Source organism: Pseudomonas sp. W4I3 (genome assembly GCF_030816195.1).
Lineage (GTDB): Bacteria > Pseudomonadota > Gammaproteobacteria > Pseudomonadales > Pseudomonadaceae > Aquipseudomonas.
In genome coordinates, this window is the sequence record NZ_JAUSXS010000001.1 from 5,007,868 (window position 1) to 5,029,055 (window position 21,188).

Here is a 21,188-nt window from a genome sequence, read left to right on the forward strand (position 1 = left end):
TCATAAAGCAAAAGAGCAGCCGAAGCTGCTCAATATGTTAGTGCGCTTATTCTACTGACAACGCCGAAGCGCAATCCTCAGCGTTTCTGTGTCAGGGCGCGACGCTCGAACTCGACGATGCGCTGACGGTAATGCTCGATGGTCTGGGCAGTGAGGACGCTGCGTTGGTCGTCCTTGAGTTCGCCGTTCAATTCCTGGGACAGCTTGCGGGCTGCGGCCACCATCACGTCGAACGCTTGTTTCGGGTGACGCGGGCCTGGCAGGCCGAGGAAGAAACTGACCGCCGGGGTGCTGAACAGGTCGATATCGTCCAGGTCGAAGGTGCCCGGCTTGACCGCGTTGGCCATGGAGAACAGTACTTCGCCGTTACCGGCCATGCTTTCGTGACGGTGAAAAATGTCCATCTCGCCAAAACGCAGGCCGCTTTCAAGAATATTCTGCAACAGCGCCGGGCCTTTGAAGCCACCCGCGTCGCGGCAGATCACACTGATCACCAGCACTTCTTCGGCGGCCGGCTGATCGTTGACCGATTGGCGTGGTGCGTTCTTGCCGGCGTTTTCATCCGGGAAATCATCGTCGCGGCTGCTGAAGCTCGGGCCTTCATCGACATCAAGGTTCAGGTCGCCCTGATGCGGCTCAGCCGATGCAGCGCTGCCGCGTTTGCCACGCTTGGACGAGGGTTCACGGGCTTCACGCACTGGCGCGCTCATCGACGGCAAGTCGTGTTCGTCCAGTTGCGGTTCCTTGTGGGTGTCCAGCACACGGGGCGGCCCCAGCAGCTCGGCGCTGCCGTCATCGTCCGGCAAATTGGACAGATTTCGGTCCAGGCGGAATTTAAGCTTGCCCTTGCCACCGCGCATGCGGCGCCAGCCATCAAAAAGAATACCGGCAATGACAATAATGCCGATGACGATCAGCCACTCGCGCAGACCGATTTCCATGTAATCCCGTGCCTCTATAAAAAATGCTGAAAAATAAGGGGTTTAGCACCGTGCAAACCGCTTTAAAACGTGGCGCCAACTCTATGTTCTGACTGGCGTTTTGCCCACGCATACGAAAAATTGACATTAAACTAGCACGACCAAAGATAACTTTACACCGTCTGTCAAAATGCCTTGAACAAATATGTCCATTTGCCACTTTTGCCAGACAGGTAAATCGCCCTACGCCGTGCTGTAAAAATTCCTTCCTGATTGATCTCAGGATTCAACCATCGCCATGGCCTCTTCCACATCCACCGCCACCAAACGCGAACAGCCCGGCTCGTGCATCGTCACGCCCATCAGCTGATCGGCCATTTCCATGGCGATCTTGTTGTGGGTGATATAGATGAACTGCACGGTCTGGGACATCTCCTTGACCAGCCGAGCGTAGCGTCCAACGTTAGCGTCATCCAGCGGTGCGTCAACCTCATCGAGCATGCAGAACGGCGCCGGGTTCAGCTTGAAAATGGCAAATACCAGTGCCAGAGCCGTCAGGGCCTTTTCGCCGCCGGACAACAAATGGATGGTGCTGTTTTTCTTGCCCGGTGGCCGCGCCATGATCGTTACCCCTGTATCGAGTAGATCTTCGCCCGTCAGTTCCAAGTAGGCGCTGCCGCCACCGAAAACTTTCGGGAATAAGGCCTGTAAACCGCCATTAATCTGATCAAAGGTATCCTTGAAGCGATTGCGGGTTTCCTTGTCGATCTTGCGGATCACGTTTTCCAGGGTGTCCAGGGCTTCGACCAGGTCGGCGTTCTGGGCATCCAGATAACGTTTGCGCTCGGACTGCTGCTGGTACTCATCGATGGCCGCGAGGTTGATCGCGCCGAGTCGCTGGATACGTGCGGCAATTCGCTCAAGTTCTTCCTCGGCGTCTTTTTCGTTGGCCTGGGCGGTCAGTGTGTTGAGCACGCCGTGCAGGTCGTAACCGTCTTCCAGCAACTGGTCCTGCAAGGTTTTGCGGCGCACGGTCAGGGCCTGCCACTCCATGCGTTGCTGTTCGAGCTGGCCGCGAATCAGCTGGGATTGCTGCTCGGCCATGGTGCGGCGCTTTTCGGCGTCGCGCAGTTCGCGGTCGGCGTCTTCCAGGGCGATCTGCGCGGTCTTGAGTTCTTCGTCAACGCTCATGCGCTTGTCGAGCAGTTCTTCAAGCTTGAGGCGCAGCTCTTCAAGGGGCGCTTCGCCCTCCTCCAGGTTGAGGCTCAACTGCTCGCGCTTCTCGGTGAGGCGTTCCGATTGCATTTCCAGGCGCTCGAGCGCCTGGGCCGTGGAAGTGTGCTGGGCGCGCAGCGAGCCCAGGCGTACCGCCAACTGGTGGGCGTGGTCCTTGTGCTGGCGGGCTTCCTGGCGCACGCGGTCGAGCCGTTCGCGCAGGCTGTCGCGCTGGGCCAGCAGCAGTTCGCGTTGCTCGGTGTCCAGGGCCATGCTGTCGAGGGCTTCCTGCAATTGCAGGCGCGCTTCGCCGATCTGTTCGTGCTCCAGGGCGCGCTGCTCGCCCATCTCGGTCACTTCTTCGTCGAGACGGGTGCGGCGCAGGGTCAGTTGTTCGACCTTGGCCTTGCTCGCCGACAGCTGGGCCTTGAGTTCGCCTTGCTGACGCGCTTCGTCCTGCAACAGGCGGCGCAGGTGTTCACGGCCGGTCTCTTGCTGGCGCTGGGTGGCGCGCAGGGTTTGCAGCTCGGTTTCCAGGCTTTCCAGGGTGGCTTCGCGCTCTTCACGCTCGGCGCTCAGGTTGACGATTTCCTGGCCACGGGCCAGTACTCCGCTTTCGGCTTCGCTGGCACGCCGCACGCGCAGGAAATGGCGACCGACCCAGTAACCGTCACGGCTGATCAGGCTTTCACCGCCACCCAACTGACCGCGTTGAGCCAGGGCCTGCTCAAGCGATTCAACTGGTTTGACCTGGCCCAGCCACGGCGACAGGTCTATCGCCGCCTCGACCTTGTCCAGCAGGCTGCCCGGCACGCGCGTGCCGTCGGCGGCCGGGCTGAGCAGGCGCAAGTCACCCTGGGCAAAACCGGCCAGGTCGAATCCGCCAAAATCATCCACCAGCACCGCTTGCAGGTCGGCGCCCAACACGGTTTCCACCGCCAGTTCCCACCCGGCCTCCACTTTCAGCCCTTCGGCCAGGCGTGGGCGCTCGGCCAGGTGCTGGTCGCGCAGCCATTCGGCGGTGCCGGTGCCGGGGTCCAAAGCGGCTTGCTGCAAGGCTTCAAGCGACGCCAGCCGCCCGTTGAGCCGCTGCAGATCGCCCTGGGCCTGCTGCTGCGCCTGGGTCGCGGTGTGCAGTTGCTGACGCAATTGCTCCAGGCGCTCCACTTGCTGCTCTTCGCTGGCTTCGAGTTCTTCCAGGGTCATTTCGCTTTCGGCCAGTTGCTCGCTCAACTGCAGGATCGCGGCGTCTTCCGGGTCGGCGGCGAGCAATACGCGCTCGTCCTGCAGGCGGCGCTGACGCTCGGCCAATCGCTCCATGCTGGTTTCCAGCTGCTGGATGCGCGACTGCTGCACCTCGGCCTGGCGCCGCGGTTCGGCGGAGGTGAGGTTGAAGTTGTCCCACTGCTCCTGCCAGCCGTGCATGCTGGTTTCGGCTTCTTCCAGGGCTGCCGCCGCTTCTTCGGCGGCGGCGCTGGTGATTTCCTGCTCGGGGGTGAGCATGTCCAGCTCTTCGCCCAGGGTCAGCAGCAGCGTGCGGTCGTGGCCCAGGTGCGACTCGGTTTCCAGGCGCGCGCGCTCGGCTTCCTTCAGGTCGTCCTGCAACTGGCGCAGACGCTGCTGGCCGTGCTGGATGCTCTGTTCGACCCGGGCGATGTCGCCGCCCACCGAATAGAAGCGCCCCTGCACCAGATTGAAGCGCTCGGACAGCTCATGGTGCCCGTCCCGCAGGCGTTCGATACTGGCGTCGGCGTTGCGCTGCTCGGCCACCAGCGCTTCAAAGCTGACTTCCTGGGTGCCGATGATCGCCTCGCGCTGGCCGACCTGATCGTTCAACGCCTGCCAGCGCAGGGCCGACAGCTGTGCCTTGAGCTGGCGCTCTTCGCCCTTGTACTCCTGATACTTCTCGGCGGCCTGGGCCTGGCGGTGCAGGCGCTCCAACTGGCGCTCCAGCTCTTCGCGCAGGTCGGTCAGGCGGGCGAGGTTTTCATGGGTGCGGCGGATGCGGTTTTCGGTCTCGCGGCGGCGCTCCTTGTACTTGGAGATGCCGGCCGCTTCTTCGATGAAGTTACGCAGGTCTTCAGGCTTGGCTTCGATCAGCTTGGAGATCATGCCCTGCTCGATGATCGAGTAGCTGCGCGGGCCCAGGCCTGTGCCGAGGAAAATATCGGTGATGTCGCGTCGACGGCATTTGGTGCCGTTGAGGAAGTAACTGTTCTGGCTGTCGCGCGTGACTTTACGGCGAATGGAGATTTCCGCGTAGGCCGCGTATTCGCCGATCAGGGTGCCGTCGGAGTTATCGAACACCAGTTCGATGCTGGCCTGGCTCACCGGTTTGCGGCTGGTGGAGCCATTGAAGATGACGTCGGTCATCGACTCGCCACGTAGGTTTTTCGCCGAGCTCTCGCCCATCACCCAGCGGACGGCGTCGATGATGTTCGACTTGCCGCAACCATTGGGCCCGACCACCGCCGCCATGTTACTGGGGAAGTTCACCGTGGTCGGGTCGACGAAGGATTTGAACCCCGCCAACTTGATGCACTTGAGCCGCACGCTTAGGCGTCCGCCAACGCTGCGATCACCAGCGAGCTGCTGCGCTGGCAGTAGGCCGACAACACCAGGCGGATCTGCGCCAGGTCACGGGCCAGCACGGCGGCGAGCAACTGTTCGAACAGCGTGATGTACTCGCTCATTTCCGCCTTGCGCTGCTCGAGGGCCAGGTAATAGGCGCGGTTCATCGCCGGCTGCAGGTTCTCTACGGTTTCCTGCAGATACGGGTTGTTGGCGAAGGGGTACGCGGCGCGCATCACGTTGAAGCTTTCTTCGACGAAGGCACGGATGTCCTGGCGCTCATAGCTGCCCATCAGGCGCTGCTGGATTTGCAGGAAAGGCGCCATGTCGGCCTGGGTCTGCCAGCCTTCGGCCACCGCATTGCCGAGCAGGATGTACATCTCGCCCATCAAGGTACACAGGCTCTGCACCTTGTGCGCGGTGAGTTCGGTGACGTGGGCGCCACGGCGCGGCAGGATCGCGATCAGGTGCCGGCGCTCGAGGATCAGCAAGGCTTCGCGCACGGAGCCACGGCTGACATTCAGTGCCAGCGTGACCTTCTGTTCCTGGATCCGCTCCCCAGGCTTGAGATCGCCGCGAATGATACGTTCGGCGAGGTGGTGAGCGATTTGCTCGGCGAGACTGTCCGGCGCCTTGAACGTCATGTTTTCCCTTCAAAATCTTCTATCGGTACAAGCGCGGCAGTGTAGCGCATTGGCCCGCTGATGGCGCTACGCCCACCGTGGCCAATTTGGCATGAAACACGCAAGCCTGAATAGCGATAAGCCCCTGAAAACAACAGTTTCAGAAGACTGAACCATAATTGTCAGTGTTGTGATCGCATTTTCTTGACCCTTAGGTCAGAAAACCATTGACCGAAAAGTCAGACATGACTAGATTCGGCGCAAAGCGGTTAACAACAATAATGAGTCTGCGAGGCCTTCCGTGATCCAGTTTTTACTTAACCAGGAACTCCGTAGCGAGCACGCCCTGGACCCCAACCTCACCGTGCTCAACTATCTGCGTGAGCACGTGGGCAAACCCGGTACCAAGGAAGGCTGCGCCAGCGGCGACTGTGGTGCGTGCACCGTGGTGGTGGGCGAGTTGCACAGTGACGATCAAGGCGTTGAGCAGATTCGCTATCGCAGCCTCAATTCCTGCCTGACCTTTGTCTCGTCGCTGCACGGCAAGCAACTGATCAGCGTTGAAGACCTCAAGCACCAGGGCCAACTGCACAGCGTGCAACAGGCGATGGTCGAGTGCCACGGCTCGCAGTGCGGCTTCTGCACCCCAGGTTTCGTGATGTCGCTGTTTGCCTTGCAGAAGAACAGCGACGCGCCCGACAGCCAGAAGGCCCACGAAGCCCTGGCCGGCAACCTGTGCCGCTGCACGGGCTACCGTCCGATTCTGGCGGCCGCGGAACAAGCCTGCTGCAACAAGCCTCAGGACCAGTTCGACAGCCGCCAGGCCGAGACCATCGCCCGCCTCAAAGCCATCGCGCCGACCCAAACCGGTGAACTCAACAGCGGCGACAAACGCTGCCTGGTGCCGTTGACCGTCGCCGACTTGGCCGACCTCTACGACGCCTACCCGCAAGCCCGCCTGCTGGCCGGCGGCACGGACCTGGCGCTGGAAGTCACCCAGTTCCATCGCACCCTGCCGGTGATGATCTACGTCGGCAATATTGCCGAGATGAAGCGCATCGAAGCCTTCGACGACCGCCTGGAAATCGGCGCCGCCACCGCCCTCTCCGACTGCTACGCCGCGCTGCACCACGAATACCCCGACTTCGGCGAACTGCTGCATCGCTTTGCCTCGTTGCAGATCCGCAACCAGGGCACCCTGGGCGGCAATATCGGCAACGCCTCGCCGATCGGTGATTCGCCGCCGCTGCTGATTGCCCTCGGCGCGCAAATTGTGCTGTGCAAGGGCGATACCCGCCGTACCCTGGCGCTGGAAGACTACTTCATCGATTACCGCGTCACTGCCCGCCAGGACAGTGAGTTCATCGAGAAGATCATCGTGCCCAAGGGCCACTCGCTGTTTCGCGCGTACAAGGTTTCCAAGCGCCTGGACGACGATATTTCCGCGGTGTGCGCCGCCTTCAACCTGACACTCGACAACGGCGTAATCCGCGAGGCCCGCGTTGCTTTCGGCGGCATGGCCGCCACTCCCAAGCGCGCCAAGCATTGCGAGACGCAACTGATTGGCGCCACCTGGAACGCCGCCACCGTGGAGAAAGCCTGTGCCGCCCTGGCCGAGGATTTCACCCCGCTCTCGGACTTCCGCGCCAGCAAGGAATACCGCCTGCTCAGTGCGCAAAACCTGCTGCGCAAATACTTCATCGAACTGCAAACGCCGCACATCGAGACTCGGGTGACCGCTTATGTCTAACCATCACGCCGTGGAAAAAACCCAGGCCGAACTGGCCGAACTGTTTGCCCGCGACCTCACGTCCGGGGTCGGGCGCAGCGTCAAGCATGACAGCGCCGCCAAGCACGTCAGTGGTGAGGCGCAGTACATCGACGACCGCCTCGAATTTCCCAACCAGCTGCACCTGTACGCGCGCATGTCCGACCGCGCCCACGCGAAAATCCTCAGCATCGATACCGCCCCCTGCTATGCCTTCGATGGCGTGCGCATCGTGATCACCCACGAAGACGTACCGGGCCTCAAGGACATCGGCCCATTGATGCCGGGCGATCCGCTGTTGGCTATCGACACCGTGCAGTTCGTCGGTCAGGTGGTATTGGCCGTGGCCGCCCGCGACCTTGAAACAGCACGCAAGGCCGCCATGGCGGCGGTGATCGAATACGAAGACCTGGAGCCGGTACTGGATGTGGTCGAGGCGTTTCGCAACAAACACTTCGTGCTCGACAGCCACAGCCATCAACGCGGTGATTCGGCCGGCGCGCTGGCCACGGCGAAAAACCGTATCCAGGGCACGCTGCATATCGGCGGCCAGGAACACTTCTACCTGGAAACCCAGATCTCCTCGGTGATGCCCACCGAAGACGGCGGCATGATCGTCTACTGCTCCACGCAAAACCCCACCGAAGTGCAGAAACTGGTGGCGGAAGTGCTTGATGTGTCGATGAACAAAATTGTCGTGGATATGCGCCGCATGGGCGGCGGGTTCGGCGGCAAGGAAACCCAGGCCGCCAGCCCCGCCTGCCTGTGCGCGGTCGTGGCGCGCCTCACCGGCCAGCCTACGAAGATGCGCCTGCCGCGGGTCGAAGACATGCTGATGACCGGCAAGCGCCACCCGTTCTATATCGAATATGACGTGGGCTTTGACGACAACGGCCGTTTGCACGGCATCAACCTGGAACTGGCGGGCAACTGCGGCTGCTCGCCGGACTTGTCCAACTCGATTGTCGACCGCGCGATGTTCCACGCCGATAACGCCTATTACCTGGGCGATGCCACGGTCAATGGCCATCGCTGCAAGACCAACACCGCGTCCAACACCGCTTATCGTGGCTTCGGTGGCCCGCAAGGAATGGTCGCTATTGAGGAAGTGATGGACGCCATCGCTCGCCACCTGGCGCTGGACCCGTTGGCCGTGCGCAAGGCCAACTACTACGGGAAGACCGAGCGCAACGTTACCCACTACTACCAGACGGTCGAGCACAACATGCTCGAAGAAATGACCGCCGAACTTGAAGCCAGCAGCCAATACGCCGAGCGCCGCGAAGCGGTGCGTCTGTACAACGCCCACAGCCCGATCCTGAAAAAAGGCCTGGCGCTGACCCCGGTCAAATTCGGTATCTCGTTCACCGCGAGCTTTCTTAACCAGGCCGGCGCCCTGATCCACATCTACACCGACGGCAGCATCCACCTCAACCACGGGGGCACCGAGATGGGCCAAGGCCTGAACACCAAGGTCGCCCAGGTGGTGGCCGAAGTGTTTCAGGTCGATATCGACCGCGTGCAGATCACCGCCACCAACACCGACAAGGTGCCCAACACCTCGCCGACAGCCGCCTCCAGTGGCGCCGACCTGAACGGCAAGGCCGCGCAGAACGCCGCCGAAACCATCAAGCAGCGCCTGGTGGAATTCGCTGCGCGCAAGTACGACGTCAGCGAGGCGGACGTGGAATTTCGCAACGGCCATGTGCGCGTGCGCGAACAGATTTTGAGCTTCGAGGCGCTGATCCAGCAGGCGTATTTCGCCCAGGTGTCGCTGTCGAGCACCGGCTTCTACAAGACCCCGAAAATCTTCTACGACCGCAGCCAGTCACGCGGGCGGCCGTTCTACTACTTCGCCTTCGGCGCGGCGTGCTGCGAAGTGATCGTCGACACCCTGACCGGCGAATACAAGATGCTGCGCACCGACATCCTTCACGATGTGGGCGCCTCGCTGAACCCGGCCATCGACATCGGCCAGGTCGAAGGCGGCTTTATCCAGGGCATGGGCTGGCTGACCATGGAAGAGTTGGTGTGGAACAACAAAGGCAAGCTGATGACCAACGGCCCGGCCAGCTACAAGATCCCGGCCGTGGCGGACATGCCGCTGGACCTGCGGGTCAAGCTGGTGGAAAACCGCAAGAACCCGGAGGACACGGTGTTCCATTCCAAGGCCGTAGGGGAGCCGCCGTTCATGCTCGGAATTGCCTCGTGGTGCGCGATCAAGGATGCGGTGGCGAGCCTGGGTGACTATCGTCATCAGCCCAGGATCGATGCGCCGGCCACGCCGGAGCGGGTGTTGTGGGGGTGTGAGCAGATGCGGCGGTTACAGGTGGCGCCAGCCGTTGAGATTGAAACCGAGACAGCTTCGCTCTAGACCGAGGCGCTGCCATCGGGGGCAAGCCCCCTCCCACATTTGGAATGCGTTCCCATGTGGGAGGGGGCTTGCCCCCGATGACGGCCTGACAGACACCACAAGAGGTGACCATGAACAACTGGATCAGCGCCCTCGCCGACCTGCAAAACCAAGGCGAACCCTGCGTGCTCGTCACCATTATCGAAGAACTCGGTTCCACCCCACGCAATGCCGGTTCCAAGATGGTAATCAGCGCCGCCCACACCTTCGACACCATCGGCGGCGGGCACCTGGAATACAAGGCGACGCACATCGCCCGCGAGATGCTTGCTAGTGGCCAGCAGAACACCCATCTCGAACGCTTCAGCCTCGGCGCAAGCCTGGGGCAGTGCTGCGGCGGTGTGACAGTGCTGCTGTTTGAGCCCATGGGCCAGGTGCAGGCGCAGATTGCCGTATTCGGCGCCGGCCACGTGGGGCGTGCGTTGGTGCCGTTGCTGGCGAGCCTGCCGTGCCGGGTGCGCTGGATCGATTCGCGCGAGCAGGAGTTTCCGCAGCAGATCCCCCAGGGCGTGCGTAAAATCGTCAGCGAAGAGCCGGTCGACGAAATTGCCGACTTGCCGGCGGGCAGTTACTGCATCGTCATGACCCATAACCACGCCCTGGATCTGGAGCTGACCGCTGCCCTGCTCAAGCGCAATGATTTTGCCTACTTCGGCCTGATCGGCTCCAGGACCAAACGCGTCAAGTTCGAACATCGCCTGCGTGATCGCGGCTTCGACCCCGCGCAACTGCAACGCATGCGCTGCCCGATGGGCCTCACCGAGGTGAAGGGCAAATTGCCGGTGGAGATCGCCATTTCCATCGCCGGCGAAATCATCGCCACCTATAACGCCCAGTTCGGCCAGCACACCGCCAGCGCCGAACCCATTGCCAAATTGCTGCCGGTCTCACGCCGCAGCCAAGCCAAGAATTGAGATAACCATGCCTTTGACTCGCAAAGCCTACCGTGCCGCCATCCTGCACAGCATCGCCGACCCCGCCGAGGTCGGCATCGACGCGTCCTACGAGTATTTCGAAGACGGCCTGCTGGTGATCGACAACGGTCGGATCAGCGCGGTTGGCCACGCCGGCGACTTGCTGCCGACCCTGCCCGCCGACATCGACGTCACGCATTATCAGGACGCGCTGATCACCCCCGGCCTGATCGACACCCACATCCACCTGCCGCAGACCGGCATGGTCGGCGCCTATGGCGAGCAACTGCTGGACTGGCTCAACACCTACACCTTCCCGTGTGAAAGCCAGTTCGCCGACAAGGCGCACGCTGACGAAGTGGCGGATATCTTCATCAAGGAACTGCTGCGCAACGGCACCACCACTGCGCTGGTATTCGGCAGCGTGCACCCGCAATCGGTGAACTCGTTCTTCGAAGCCGCCGAAAAACTCGACCTGCGCATGATCGCCGGCAAAGTGATGATGGACCGCAACGCGCCGGACTACCTGACCGACACTCCACAATCGGGCTACGAGCAAAGCAAGGCGCTGATCGAGCGCTGGCACGGCAAGGGCCGCCTGCATTACGCCGTCACGCCGCGATTCGCCCCCACCAGCACGCCGGAGCAACTGGCCCTGGCCGGGCAATTGCTGGGGGAATACCCAGACTTGTACATGCAGACCCACATCAGTGAGAACAAGCAGGAAGTCGAGTGGGTGAAGGCGCTGTTTCCGGAGCGCAACGGCTATCTGGACGTGTACGACCACTACAAGCTGCTCGGCGAACGCTCGGTGTTTGCCCATGGCGTGCACCTGTGCGACGAGGAATGCGCACGGCTGGCCCAGACCGGCTCGGCCGTGGCGTTCTGCCCGACGTCGAACTTCTTCCTCGGCAGTGGACTTTTCAACCTGCCGATGGCCGAAAAGCACAAACTGCATGTAGGTCTGGGCACCGACGTAGGCGGCGGCACCAGTTTCTCGCTGCTGCAGACGCTGAATGAAGCCTACAAGGTCATGCAACTGCAAGGCGCGCGGTTGAGCCCTTTCAAGTCGCTGTACCTGACCACCTTGGGCGGTGCACGGGCGCTGCGCCTGGAAGACAAGATCGGCACCCTGCAGCCGGGCACGGATGCGGACTTTCTGGTGCTGGACTACAACGCCACGCCGCTGCTCAGCTATCGCTTGAAGCAGGCCAATAACATTGCCGAGACGCTGTTCGTGCTGATGACGCTGGGGGATGATCGGACGGTGTTGCAGACCTATGCAGCCGGGCAACTGGTTCACCAGCGCTGATCTCAGCGACACCACAAAACCAATGTGGGAGGGGGCTTGCCCCCTCCCACATTTTTTGTCCCAGGTGAGTCAGGAAATTACAGTTTTACCGAAGAGCGCCCTGGCTTCTTGGTCTGCAGCAAATGCGAGAACACCGCATGCAAGTCATCCGATGCACTTTCCTCATCGAGGTTGAGCTTGCTGTCGATGTGGTCCATGTGATGCATCATCAAGTCCACCGCCAGCACCGCATCGCGGGCTTCGATCGCGTCGATCAACTGGGTGTGTTCATCGTAGGAACAGTGCGAGCGGTTGCCGCTTTCGTACTGGGCGATGATCAGTGAAGTCTGGGACACCAGGCTACGCTGGAAGCTGATCAACGGCGCGTTCTTCGCCGCTTCAGCCAGCTTCAAGTGAAACTCGCCGGAGAGGCGGATGCCGGCACCCCGGTCGCCACGGGAAAAGCTGTCGCGTTCGTCGTTGACCATCTGGCGCAACTCGGCCAATTGCTCAGCGGTGGCGTGCTGTACCGCCAATTCGGTGATCGCCCGCTCCACCAGGCGCCGGGCCATGAACACCTGGCGCGCCTCTTCAACACTCGGGCTGGCGACGACCGCGCCACGATTGGGCCGCAGCAACACCACGCCTTCATGGGCCAGGCGCGATAGCGCGCGGCGAATGATGGTGCGGCTTACGCCAAAGATTTCGCCCAGTGCCTCTTCGCTCAATTTGGTGCCGGGTGCCAGGCGTTGTTCGAGGATCGCCTCGAAGATATGCGCGTAGACGATATCGTCCTGGGTTCCGCTGCGACCAGCCTTGCCGGCTCGCGGTTGTTTCTTGAGAGGTTGCAACTGTTCGTTCATGGGCACTCGGGTTTGGAGAACGGCGGCGAATTAACGGTAATACGGCAACAGCGGGTCGCTGGCAAGTATCACCTAAAAACAGGGCACATTGTACACAACCCCATGCGCCAACACACTGTACGGCTGTTTGCGGCATCGGCTGTATTGCAATGGGACGTTACGTTTGAGTTTAGGCTTGATTCCACGATTTCCCACGCCCTCTTTGTAGGAGCGAGCTTGCTCGCGAAAAACGTCAACGATAAAGCGAGCTTCCTGAATAACCGTCGCGTTCTCGGGTTTTTCGCGAGCAAGCTCGCTCCTACAAAAGAAAGCCTGACACAAGGATCATTTTCCCATGACCGACGCCACCCAAGCGCCCTTGCGCCCGCTGGCCGACACTTCGCCGTCGGCCCTCGTCGCCGGTTTCATCGCCATGATGACCGGCTACACCAGCTCGCTGGTGCTGATGTTCCAGGCCGGCCAGGCCGCCGGTTTGACCACGGCGCAGATTTCCTCATGGATCTGGGCGATCTCCATCGGCATGGCGGTGTGCAGCATCGGCCTGTCCCTGCGTTACCGCACGCCGATCACCATTGCCTGGTCGACACCCGGCGCGGCGCTGCTGATCACCAGCCTGGGCGGGGTCAGTTACGGCGAGGCCATCGGCGCCTACATCACCTGCGCGGTGCTGGTAACGATCTGCGGGTTGACCGGCAGTTTTGAAAAACTGGTCAAGCGCATCCCCGCGTCACTGGCGGCGGCGTTGCTGGCGGGGATTCTGTTCAAGATCGGCAGCGAAATCTTCGTCGCCGCGCAGCATCGCACCGGCCTGGTGCTGGGGATGTTTTTCACTTACCTGATCATCAAACGCCTGTCGCCGCGTTATGCCGTGCTGGCCGCGCTGGTGATAGGCACCTTGTTGTCGGGCTTGATGGGACTGCTGGACTTCAGCGGTTTTCACCTGGAAGTCGCGACACCGGTATGGACCACACCGCATTTCTCACTGGCGGCGACCATCAGCATTGGCATCCCGCTGTTCGTGGTGGCGATGACCTCGCAAAACATGCCGGGCGTCGCCGTGCTGCGCGCCGACGGCTACACCGTGCCAGCCTCGCCACTGATCACCACCACCGGCCTCGCCTCGCTGGTGCTGGCGCCCTTTGGCTCGCACGGTATCAACCTGGCGGCGATCAGCGCGGCGATCTGCACCGGGCCGCATGCCCATGAAGACCGCAACAAGCGCTACACCGCAGCCGTATGGTGCGGGGTGTTCTACGGGATTGCCGGGGTGTTCGGCGCGACCCTGGCGGCACTGTTCGCAGCGTTGCCCAAGGAACTGGTGCTGTCGATAGCGGCCCTGGCGTTGTTTGGCTCGATCATCAATGGCCTGAGCATCGCCATGAATGAGCCGAAGGAACGGGAAGCGGCGCTGATCACCTTTATGGTCACCGCGTCAGGCCTGACGCTGTTTTCCATCGGTTCGGCGTTCTGGGGGATTGTGGCGGGGGTGTTGACGCTGCTGATTCTGAACGGACGCAAGGCATAAAAAAACGGCGACCCTCAGGTCGCCGTTTTGTTTAGTATCACTTGGCCGCGTTGATCGGCTTTTCCGGATACCACACGTCCAGCAACGGGCTGACTTCAGCCTTGGTCAGCTCGGAACGGGTTTTCAGCCAGGCTTCAACAGCAGCACGCTGCTCTTCGGAGACCGAGCCGCGCTTTTGCAGGCAAACCAGACCGTAGTCATCGCCGCCGACATAGCCCAGACCGTTGGCTTCCATGGCTTCTTTGATGAATGCTTCGAGGAAAGCGTCGATAGCTTCTTCACTCAGGCCTTCTTTGAAGTCCAGGTTCAGTTCGAAACCCAGCTCTTGAAATTCATCAACGCACAGTTTTTTGCGCAGACGCTGGGAACGGTTAGTCGCCATTGGAACAATCCTCATAAGTAATAACGGGCGGCACTTTAGCAGTTTAAGACGGCAATTGCCCGACTCTCTGGGACGGGCGGCGCTTTGCCGATAAAAAAACCCGGATTCCCCGCTATCGTTCAGCTACAAGTAAGCTTGGGTTGGGGCATAATGCCGACACTTTCGTGACCAATGAGGGATTTTTCTTCCATACCCCTCGCCTTTTTCACCCTTCCCAGCAGTAGGGTCTTATTTCTTATGATCAAATCTTTACGTTCTGTTTTGCTCGCCGGCGTTCTCCTGCCACTGGCCGTTTGCGCCACCGCCGCCCCCGTCAATAACGCCCTGCCCCCCAGCGTCGCCCAAGCCCTTCAGAAGGCCAAACTGCAGAACACTGCGTTGTCCCTGGTGATGTTGCCATTGAACGGCCCCGGAACACCGACCGTATTCAATGCCGATGTTTCGGTAAACCCGGCCTCGACCATGAAACTGGTGACGACCTACGCGGCCCTGGAAATGCTCGGCCCCAACCATCAGTGGAAAACCGAGTTCTACACCGACGGCGTACTCAGCGGCGGCGTGTTGCGCGGCAACCTGTACCTCAAGGGCGGCGGCGATCCCAAGCTGAACATGGAAAAACTCTGGCTGCTGATGCGCGACCTGCGCGCCAACGGCGTACAGCAAGTCACCGGCGACCTGGTGCTGGATCGCAACTTCTTCCAGCAGCCGCAACTGCCGGAGTTCAATGACGATGGCAACGACGAGAACAAGCCGTTCCTGGTCAAGCCCGACGCCTTGCTGGTCAACCTCAAGGCCCTGCGTTTCGTGACGCGCAATGATGCGGGCCGGGTGATCGTGTCGGTCGAGCCGCCGATTGCGAGCATTCGCATCGACAACCAGGTGAAAGTGTCCAGCGCCAAACAGTGCACTGGCGACGTGCGCTACAGTCCGATGACCGCGGCCGATGGCAGTGTGACCGTGACCGTCAGCGGCCAACTGGCCGACGGTTGCAGTTCGCAGACCTACTTGTCGCTGCTCGACCATGCCACCTACACCGCTGGCGCCGTGCGCGCGATCTGGAAGGAGCTGGGCGGCACCATCCAGGGCCGCGACATCCAGGCGCCAGTGCCCAAGGATGCCAAGGTCCTGGCCCGTGCGTTCTCGCCGGACCTGGCGGAAATCATCCGCGACATCAACAAATACAGTAACAACACCATGGCCCAGCAGCTGTTCCTGAGCCTGGGTGCGCAGTTTCGCAACGATGCCGATGGCGACGATGCCAAGGCTGCGCAACGCGTAGTGCGTCAGTGGCTGGCGAAAAAAGGCATTACCGCGCCACACCTGGTGATGGAAAACGGTTCCGGCCTGTCCCGCGCCGAGCGGATCAGCGCCCGCGAGATGGCGGCGATGCTGCAAGCGGCCTGGAAAAGCCCTTACGCCGCCGAGTACATCAGCTCGCTGCCGATCGCCGGCACCGACGGCACCATGCGTAAACGCCTGAAAACTACCGCCATGCGCGGCGAAGCCCATGTGAAGACCGGCACCTTGAACACCGTGCGCGCCATCGCCGGGTTCAGCCGCGACAACAACGGCAACACCTGGGCAGTGGTGGCGATTCTCAACGATTCCAAACCGTGGGGCGCGTCGTCGGTGCTGGACCAGGTGCTGCTGGACCTGTATCGCCAGCCGAAGGCGGTTGCAGCCGCGCCGGTGCTCTAACGCTATTGAGCACCGCTGCTACAAGGCTGCACCCGGTCCCTGCCCGTCTGCTTGGCGGCATACACCGCCGAGTCGGCGCGCAGCAGCAAGCCATCGATGCCTTCATCGACACGCCAGCTGGCAACTCCGAAGCTGGCGGTGACAATGCCCACCGGCGCCATCGGCACACTGCGCAACGACTGCCACAGTTCCATCGCCAGGCGGTAAGCCTGGGCGCCATCAGTGTGCGGGCATAGCACCACGAACTCTTCCCCACCCAACCGACAGAACACGTCGGTGCGACGCAGGCGCTGGCTGATTCGCCTGCACAGCTCCTGCAACACGCCGTCGCCGACACCATGCCCGTGCTGGTCGTTGATCCGCTTGAAGTGGTCGATATCCAGCATGATCACCGACAGTGCGCCGGCCGTGCGGTTGAAGCGCAGCAGTTCGGCCTTCATGCGGTCCTGGAAATAGCGGCGATTGTGGATGCCCGTCAGGGAGTCGGTGATGGACAGCGTGCGCAGCTCTTCTTCGACGCGCTTGAGATCGGAAATATCCGACACATAGCCGTGCCACAACGTACCGCCGCCGGGGAGTTCTTCCGGTGTAGCCTCGCCACGAATCCAGCGCAGGCCGCGCTGGGGCAACTGCACGCGATACTCTTCGCGCCAATGGCTCAATTGCAGCGCCGACAAGCGTATCGAGGCGCGTACCCGCTCAACGTCCAGAGGGTGAATGCGCTCCAGTACCTTGCCCCCGTCCTGCTGCAACACGCCAAGCTCGATCTCATAGATATCGCGCATGCCTTCGCTGGCGTATATGAAACGCCAGGTGTCTTGGGGCTCCAGGGTGAACTGAAAGATGCCGCCAGGCACATGGGCACTGAGCTTTTTCAGCAAGCGATCCCGTGCGGCCAAAGCCTCATAGGCGCGTTTCTGCTCAGTGATGTCCAGGTAAATGGCCAAGTGCCCGACCCACAGGCCATGGTCATCCAGCAACACCGTGGCCAGCATGTTGACAGTCAAGGGGCTGCCATTCTCACGCACCAGCGTCCACTCGCGGGCGTCATGCTGGCTGTCCGGGCTTTCCACCAGCATCGCCTGGCTCGGTGCGATGCGCTTACCCAGCGCCACACTCAAACGCGCGGCGCGGGCTTCGAGTTCCGAGGCCAGGTGCAGGCTCTCCAGTGTCAGGCGGCCTACAACGTGCTCGCTCTTGAACCCCAGCATCCGCTCGGCGCCAGCGTTGAACGTGTTGATGACCCCGCGCAAGTCGGTGGCAATGATTGCCACGTGCGTCGCGGCGTTCAGCACGCTGCGCAATTGACCATGGGCGCCGCGCAGTTCCTGCTCACGCAGGCGCAACTGAGCAGTACGCTGCTCGACCAGCATCAGCGCCCGCTGGCGCTGGCTGACCAGCACGTAGAGCAAGGCACTGAACAGCGCACTCAACAGTACGCCCATGGCCAGTATGGTGTTGGTCGAAGAATGGTTGGCCTTGTCGAAAGTCTCGCTGGCACGCAGGCTCAACGCGTAGACATGATCACCAAGGGTCAGGCGGCGGGTGGCAACGTGCTCGTTGCCGCCTGGCGCATTACCGGACGCGTACAGCACGCGCTGCTGAGTGTCGGAGGTGTCGACGATCTGCATCACCAGGTTATCCCGGGTCGACTTGGGCAAACCATCGGCCACCAGTTGGCGCATGCTGATCACCGCCATCACATAGCCGTACGGCTGGGCATCCACCGCTTTACTGACCGGCGCCACCAGCAGCACCCCCGCGGCATAAGCCGGTTCCACGCCCACCAATTGCATGGGCTGGGACACCGCCGCCTTGCCGGTTTTTTGCGCACGCTCAAGCACAGCGCGCCGCAGGGGTTGGGCCAGCAGATCAAAACCCAAGGGCGAGCCCAACAGACTTTGGGTCTGGCTGTACAGCACCGGTATATATTCATCGCGCTCGGAAGCCGGCGCCAACTCACCTGCCGAATTCAGCTCGCGGATGTTGAAAGGTGCGCCGCGCTGGCGCGAGATCTCCTGTTCGAACTGGCTGCGCTGCTCCCGAGACACCCGCGGCGCCCAGGCATAGGCACGCGCGTGCAACAACAAGGGCTGGGCGAAACCGTCGAATTCGCTGCGGGATACTTCGCCGGAGTTGACGAAAAAGCGGCGCAGGCTGTCCAGGCGCAGTTCCTGGTCTTCGAAACGCTCCTGGATCCTGCTGTAGCGCTCGCTGACCAGCAACTGGAAGCGCTGGCGCACCTGTTGCTGATAGAGGTCGGCAGCGGCCCACGCGATGACCAGGGTCAATGCGCTACCGGTTGCCAACACCACCACTGCCACCAGCCAAGCCGATGCCTGTTCACTGATAAAACCAAGGATTTTCGGGCGTACGGCTTGCATCGGCATAGGCAACACTCACAACGCCAGCGTGCGGGGTGTCACTTTGGCTGGACGTTAAGTTATAGCCATCGGTCGAGTGTTTGACCAGCGTAAATACTGCGAGCGCTTGCTGCGGGAGGGAGCAAGCTCCCTCCCACCGGAGCTCGCCCCTGCGGACAATCAGCGTGCGGTGATTTTCCAAGCGCGATGGATCTTCGCGTTGCGCGCAAAATCCGGGTCGATGGTCTTGTCGCTGATCTCCTCGACCGCATAGCGTTCGCTGAGGTTGTCTTCCAGCTGGAACTTGCGAAAGTTGTTCGAAAAGTACAGCACGCCGCCCGGCGCCAGGCGCGCCATGGCCAGGTCGAGCAATTGCACGTGGTCACGCTGCACGTCGAAAATGCCTTCCATGCGCTTGGAGTTGGAGAAGGTCGGCGGGTCGATGAAAATCATGTCGAATTCATCGCGACTGGCCTCCAGCCACGCCATCACGTCGCCTTGTTCCAGGCGGTTCTTGTCGGAAAAACCGTTGAGGGAAAAGTTGCGGCGCGCCCAGTCCAGGTAGGTTTTGGACAAATCGACACTGGTGGTGCTGCGCGCGCCCCCCTTGGCCGCGTGCACGCTGGCGGTGGCGGTGTAGCAATACAGGTTGAGGAAGCGCTTGCCCGCCGCTTCCTTCTGAATGCGCATGCGCATCGGACGGTGGTCAAGGAACAGCCCGGTGTCCAGGTAGTCGGTCAGGTTGACCAGCAGCTTCACGCCACCTTCGCTGACCTCAGTGAACTTGCCCTGGGCGCTCTGGCGCTCGTATTGCTTGGTGCCGCTCTGACGCTCGCGACGTTTGACCACCACGCGGCTCTTGTCGACGTTCAATGCCTGGGGAATCGCTGCGAGCGCGTCGAACATGCGCGCCGAGGCCTTTTCCGGGTCGATGGATTTGGGCGCGGCGTATTCCTGCACGTGCACCCAATCGTGATACAGGTCGATGGCCATGGAGTACTCCGGCATGTCGGCGTCGTACACGCGGTAGCAATCCACGCCCTCGCGCTTGGCCCATTTGCCCAGCAGCTTGAGGTTCTTCTGCAGGCGGTTGGCAAACATCTGCCCGCCTTCGCTCAAGCGCGCCTGCTCGACCACCGGGGCCGGTGCTGGCTTGATCGGGTTGCCGTTCTTGTTGTACTGACGCTCGGCCGGCTCGGTCGGGGCCTGGTCGTAAGCCGCTTGCTCACGTTCAGCCTGGCGTTGTTCCGGGGTACGGCGCTCGCCAGTGACGAACTGATCCGGGTTGACCTTGATCAGCAGCAATTTGCACGGCAACGCGCCGTTCCAGAACGAATACTGCTTGTGGCTGCGGATGCCCATGCGCTTGCCCAGGTCCGGCGCGCCGGTGAACACGGCCGCTTCCCAACCCATGCAGGCCTGGCGCAGACGCTCGCCGAGGTTCTGGTAGAGGTACAACAAGCTGGCCTCGTCACCCAAACGCTCGCCGTACGGCGGGTTGCAGATGACCAGGCCTTTCTGGTTCTGGTCCGGGCGCGGCTCGAACGTGCCGACCTCGCCCTGGTACACCTTGATCCAGTGGCTCAGGCCTGCGCGCTCAATGTTATTGCGGGCTGGCTGGATCAGGCGCGGATCGGCTTCGTAGCCACGCACCCACAGCGGCGTTTTGTTCATGCCGATGGCGGCACGTTCAGTGGCCTCGGCGTGCAGTTTCTTCCACAGCGCCGGGACGTGGCCCAGCCAGGTGGTGAAACCCCACAGTTCGCGATTGAGGTTGGGCGCCATGTCGGCGGCAATCATCGCGCCTTCGACCAAAAAGGTGCCCACGCCACACATCGGGTCGGTCAACGCCCCGCCTTCGGCAGCAATGCGCGGCCAGCCGGCACGGATCAGAATCGCGGCCGCCAGGTTTTCCTTCAACGGCGCGGCGCCCTGCTGCAGGCGATAGCCGCGCTGGTGCAGGCTATGGCCGGACAGGTCCAGGGAGAGAATGGCTTCGCCACGGTCCAGGCGCAGGTGGATGCGCAGGTCCGGGTTGATCTTGTCGATGGACGGGCGTTCGCCGGCCGGGGTGCGCAGTTTGTCGACGATCGCATCCTTGACCTTCAGCGCGCCGAAGTGGGTGTTGTCGATGCCCGAGCCGTGACCGCTGAATTCCACCGCCAGCGTACCGTCGCAGACCATGTGGTCGGCCCATTCGATGTCCAGCACGCCGTGGTAGAGGTCCTCGGCGTCCTTCATCGGGAAGCGCTTGAGCACCAGCAGCACGCGGTTGGCCAGGCGTGACCAGAGGCACAGGCGGTAGGCGGTTTCCATGTCGGCCATGCCGCGTACGGCCGAGGTATGCTCACGGGCTTCCTCAAGGCCAAGCCCGACGGCTTCCTCGATCAGCAGGCCTTCGAGGCCCTTGGGGCAAGTGAGAAAGAGTTCAAAACGGTCCGACATGGGGCATTCCAGGCTTTTCAGCAATAAATGAACGGGCGACGCATCACCGGTTCGGTTTTCAATCAAGCACTTTTCTTGAAGAGTGCTCGCGTGGCACGAATGTGCCGTTCCACTCCGTCTGACGGGCCCTCGGGCCTTTATTGACGGGGCAGAAGAAGAAATTGAAGCAACAAAAGGAAATATTCCGACCCTTCGTC

Annotated in this window: 13 protein-coding genes; 6 read left to right on the forward strand and 7 right to left on the reverse strand. The window is 61.6% G+C overall.

Features of this window, described 5'->3' with window-relative positions:
* Positions 1 to 77: 77 nt before the first annotated feature.
* The 3 genes from zipA to QF045_RS22685 form a co-directional block, all read right to left on the reverse strand.
* Positions 78 to 941 (reverse strand): cell division protein ZipA, encoded by an 864-nt coding sequence (gene zipA / locus QF045_RS22675; protein ID WP_306494118.1) that lies wholly within the window; start codon positions 939 to 941, stop codon positions 78 to 80.
* A gap of 258 nt (positions 942 to 1,199) precedes the next feature.
* Positions 1,200 to 4,688: a chromosome segregation protein SMC gene (smc, locus tag QF045_RS22680; RefSeq protein WP_306494119.1), complete on the reverse strand. Its 3,489-nt coding sequence runs from the start codon at positions 4,686 to 4,688 to the stop codon at positions 1,200 to 1,202.
* 2 nt (positions 4,689 to 4,690) lie between these two features.
* Positions 4,691 to 5,350 (reverse strand): GntR family transcriptional regulator, encoded by a 660-nt coding sequence (locus tag QF045_RS22685; RefSeq protein WP_306494120.1) that lies wholly within the window; start codon positions 5,348 to 5,350, stop codon positions 4,691 to 4,693.
* A gap of 280 nt (positions 5,351 to 5,630) precedes the next feature.
* On the opposite strand from QF045_RS22685, the gene xdhA reads away from it, so the two are divergent.
* The 4 genes from xdhA (at position 5,631) to guaD (ending at position 11,736) form a co-directional block, all read left to right on the forward strand.
* Positions 5,631 to 7,079 carry a xanthine dehydrogenase small subunit gene (xdhA, locus tag QF045_RS22690; protein WP_306494121.1) on the forward strand — a complete coding sequence of 483 codons (1,449 nt, stop codon included), beginning with the start codon at positions 5,631 to 5,633 and terminating at the stop codon, positions 7,077 to 7,079.
* On the forward strand, positions 7,072 to 9,471 hold the full coding sequence (xdhB, locus tag QF045_RS22695; protein ID WP_306494122.1) for a xanthine dehydrogenase molybdopterin binding subunit: 2,400 nt from the start codon (positions 7,072 to 7,074) through the stop codon (positions 9,469 to 9,471). Before xdhA ends, xdhB begins: the two co-directional genes overlap by 8 nt.
* A 110-nt stretch (positions 9,472 to 9,581) precedes the next feature.
* On the forward strand, positions 9,582 to 10,424 hold the full coding sequence (gene xdhC / locus QF045_RS22700) for a xanthine dehydrogenase accessory protein XdhC (protein WP_306494123.1): 843 nt from the start codon (positions 9,582 to 9,584) through the stop codon (positions 10,422 to 10,424).
* Between the two features lie 7 nt (positions 10,425 to 10,431).
* Positions 10,432 to 11,736 (forward strand): guanine deaminase, encoded by a 1,305-nt coding sequence (gene guaD / locus QF045_RS22705; protein WP_306494124.1) that lies wholly within the window; start codon positions 10,432 to 10,434, stop codon positions 11,734 to 11,736.
* A 77-nt stretch (positions 11,737 to 11,813) separates the two neighbouring features.
* On the opposite strand, the gene QF045_RS22710 is transcribed toward guaD, so the two are convergent.
* Positions 11,814 to 12,578 carry a GntR family transcriptional regulator gene (locus tag QF045_RS22710; protein WP_017739583.1) on the reverse strand — a complete coding sequence of 255 codons (765 nt, stop codon included), beginning with the start codon at positions 12,576 to 12,578 and terminating at the stop codon, positions 11,814 to 11,816.
* Positions 12,579 to 12,912: 334 nt separating this feature from the next.
* Between QF045_RS22710 and QF045_RS22715 the strand changes: the two genes are divergently transcribed.
* Positions 12,913 to 14,103 carry a benzoate/H(+) symporter BenE family transporter gene (locus tag QF045_RS22715; RefSeq protein WP_306494125.1) on the forward strand — a complete coding sequence of 397 codons (1,191 nt, stop codon included), beginning with the start codon at positions 12,913 to 12,915 and terminating at the stop codon, positions 14,101 to 14,103.
* 37 nt (positions 14,104 to 14,140) lie between these two features.
* On the opposite strand, the gene QF045_RS22720 is transcribed toward QF045_RS22715, so the two are convergent.
* On the reverse strand, positions 14,141 to 14,485 hold the full coding sequence (locus QF045_RS22720; protein WP_010208515.1) for a YggL family protein: 345 nt from the start codon (positions 14,483 to 14,485) through the stop codon (positions 14,141 to 14,143).
* A gap of 237 nt (positions 14,486 to 14,722) precedes the next feature.
* Here QF045_RS22720 and dacB point away from each other — a divergent pair, with 237 nt between their 5' ends.
* Positions 14,723 to 16,183 carry a D-alanyl-D-alanine carboxypeptidase/D-alanyl-D-alanine-endopeptidase gene (dacB, locus tag QF045_RS22725; RefSeq protein WP_306494127.1) on the forward strand — a complete coding sequence of 487 codons (1,461 nt, stop codon included), beginning with the start codon at positions 14,723 to 14,725 and terminating at the stop codon, positions 16,181 to 16,183.
* A gap of 2 nt (positions 16,184 to 16,185) precedes the next feature.
* Here the strand turns inward: dacB and QF045_RS22730 are convergent, their stop codons facing one another.
* Positions 16,186 to 18,573 carry a diguanylate cyclase gene (locus QF045_RS22730; RefSeq protein ID WP_306494129.1) on the reverse strand — a complete coding sequence of 796 codons (2,388 nt, stop codon included), beginning with the start codon at positions 18,571 to 18,573 and terminating at the stop codon, positions 16,186 to 16,188.
* A 153-nt stretch (positions 18,574 to 18,726) separates the two neighbouring features.
* Complete coding sequence (rlmKL, locus tag QF045_RS22735) at positions 18,727 to 20,991, reverse strand: bifunctional 23S rRNA (guanine(2069)-N(7))-methyltransferase RlmK/23S rRNA (guanine(2445)-N(2))-methyltransferase RlmL (RefSeq protein WP_306494130.1); 2,265 nt, start codon at positions 20,989 to 20,991, stop codon at positions 18,727 to 18,729.
* Positions 20,992 to 21,188 lie beyond the last annotated feature (197 nt).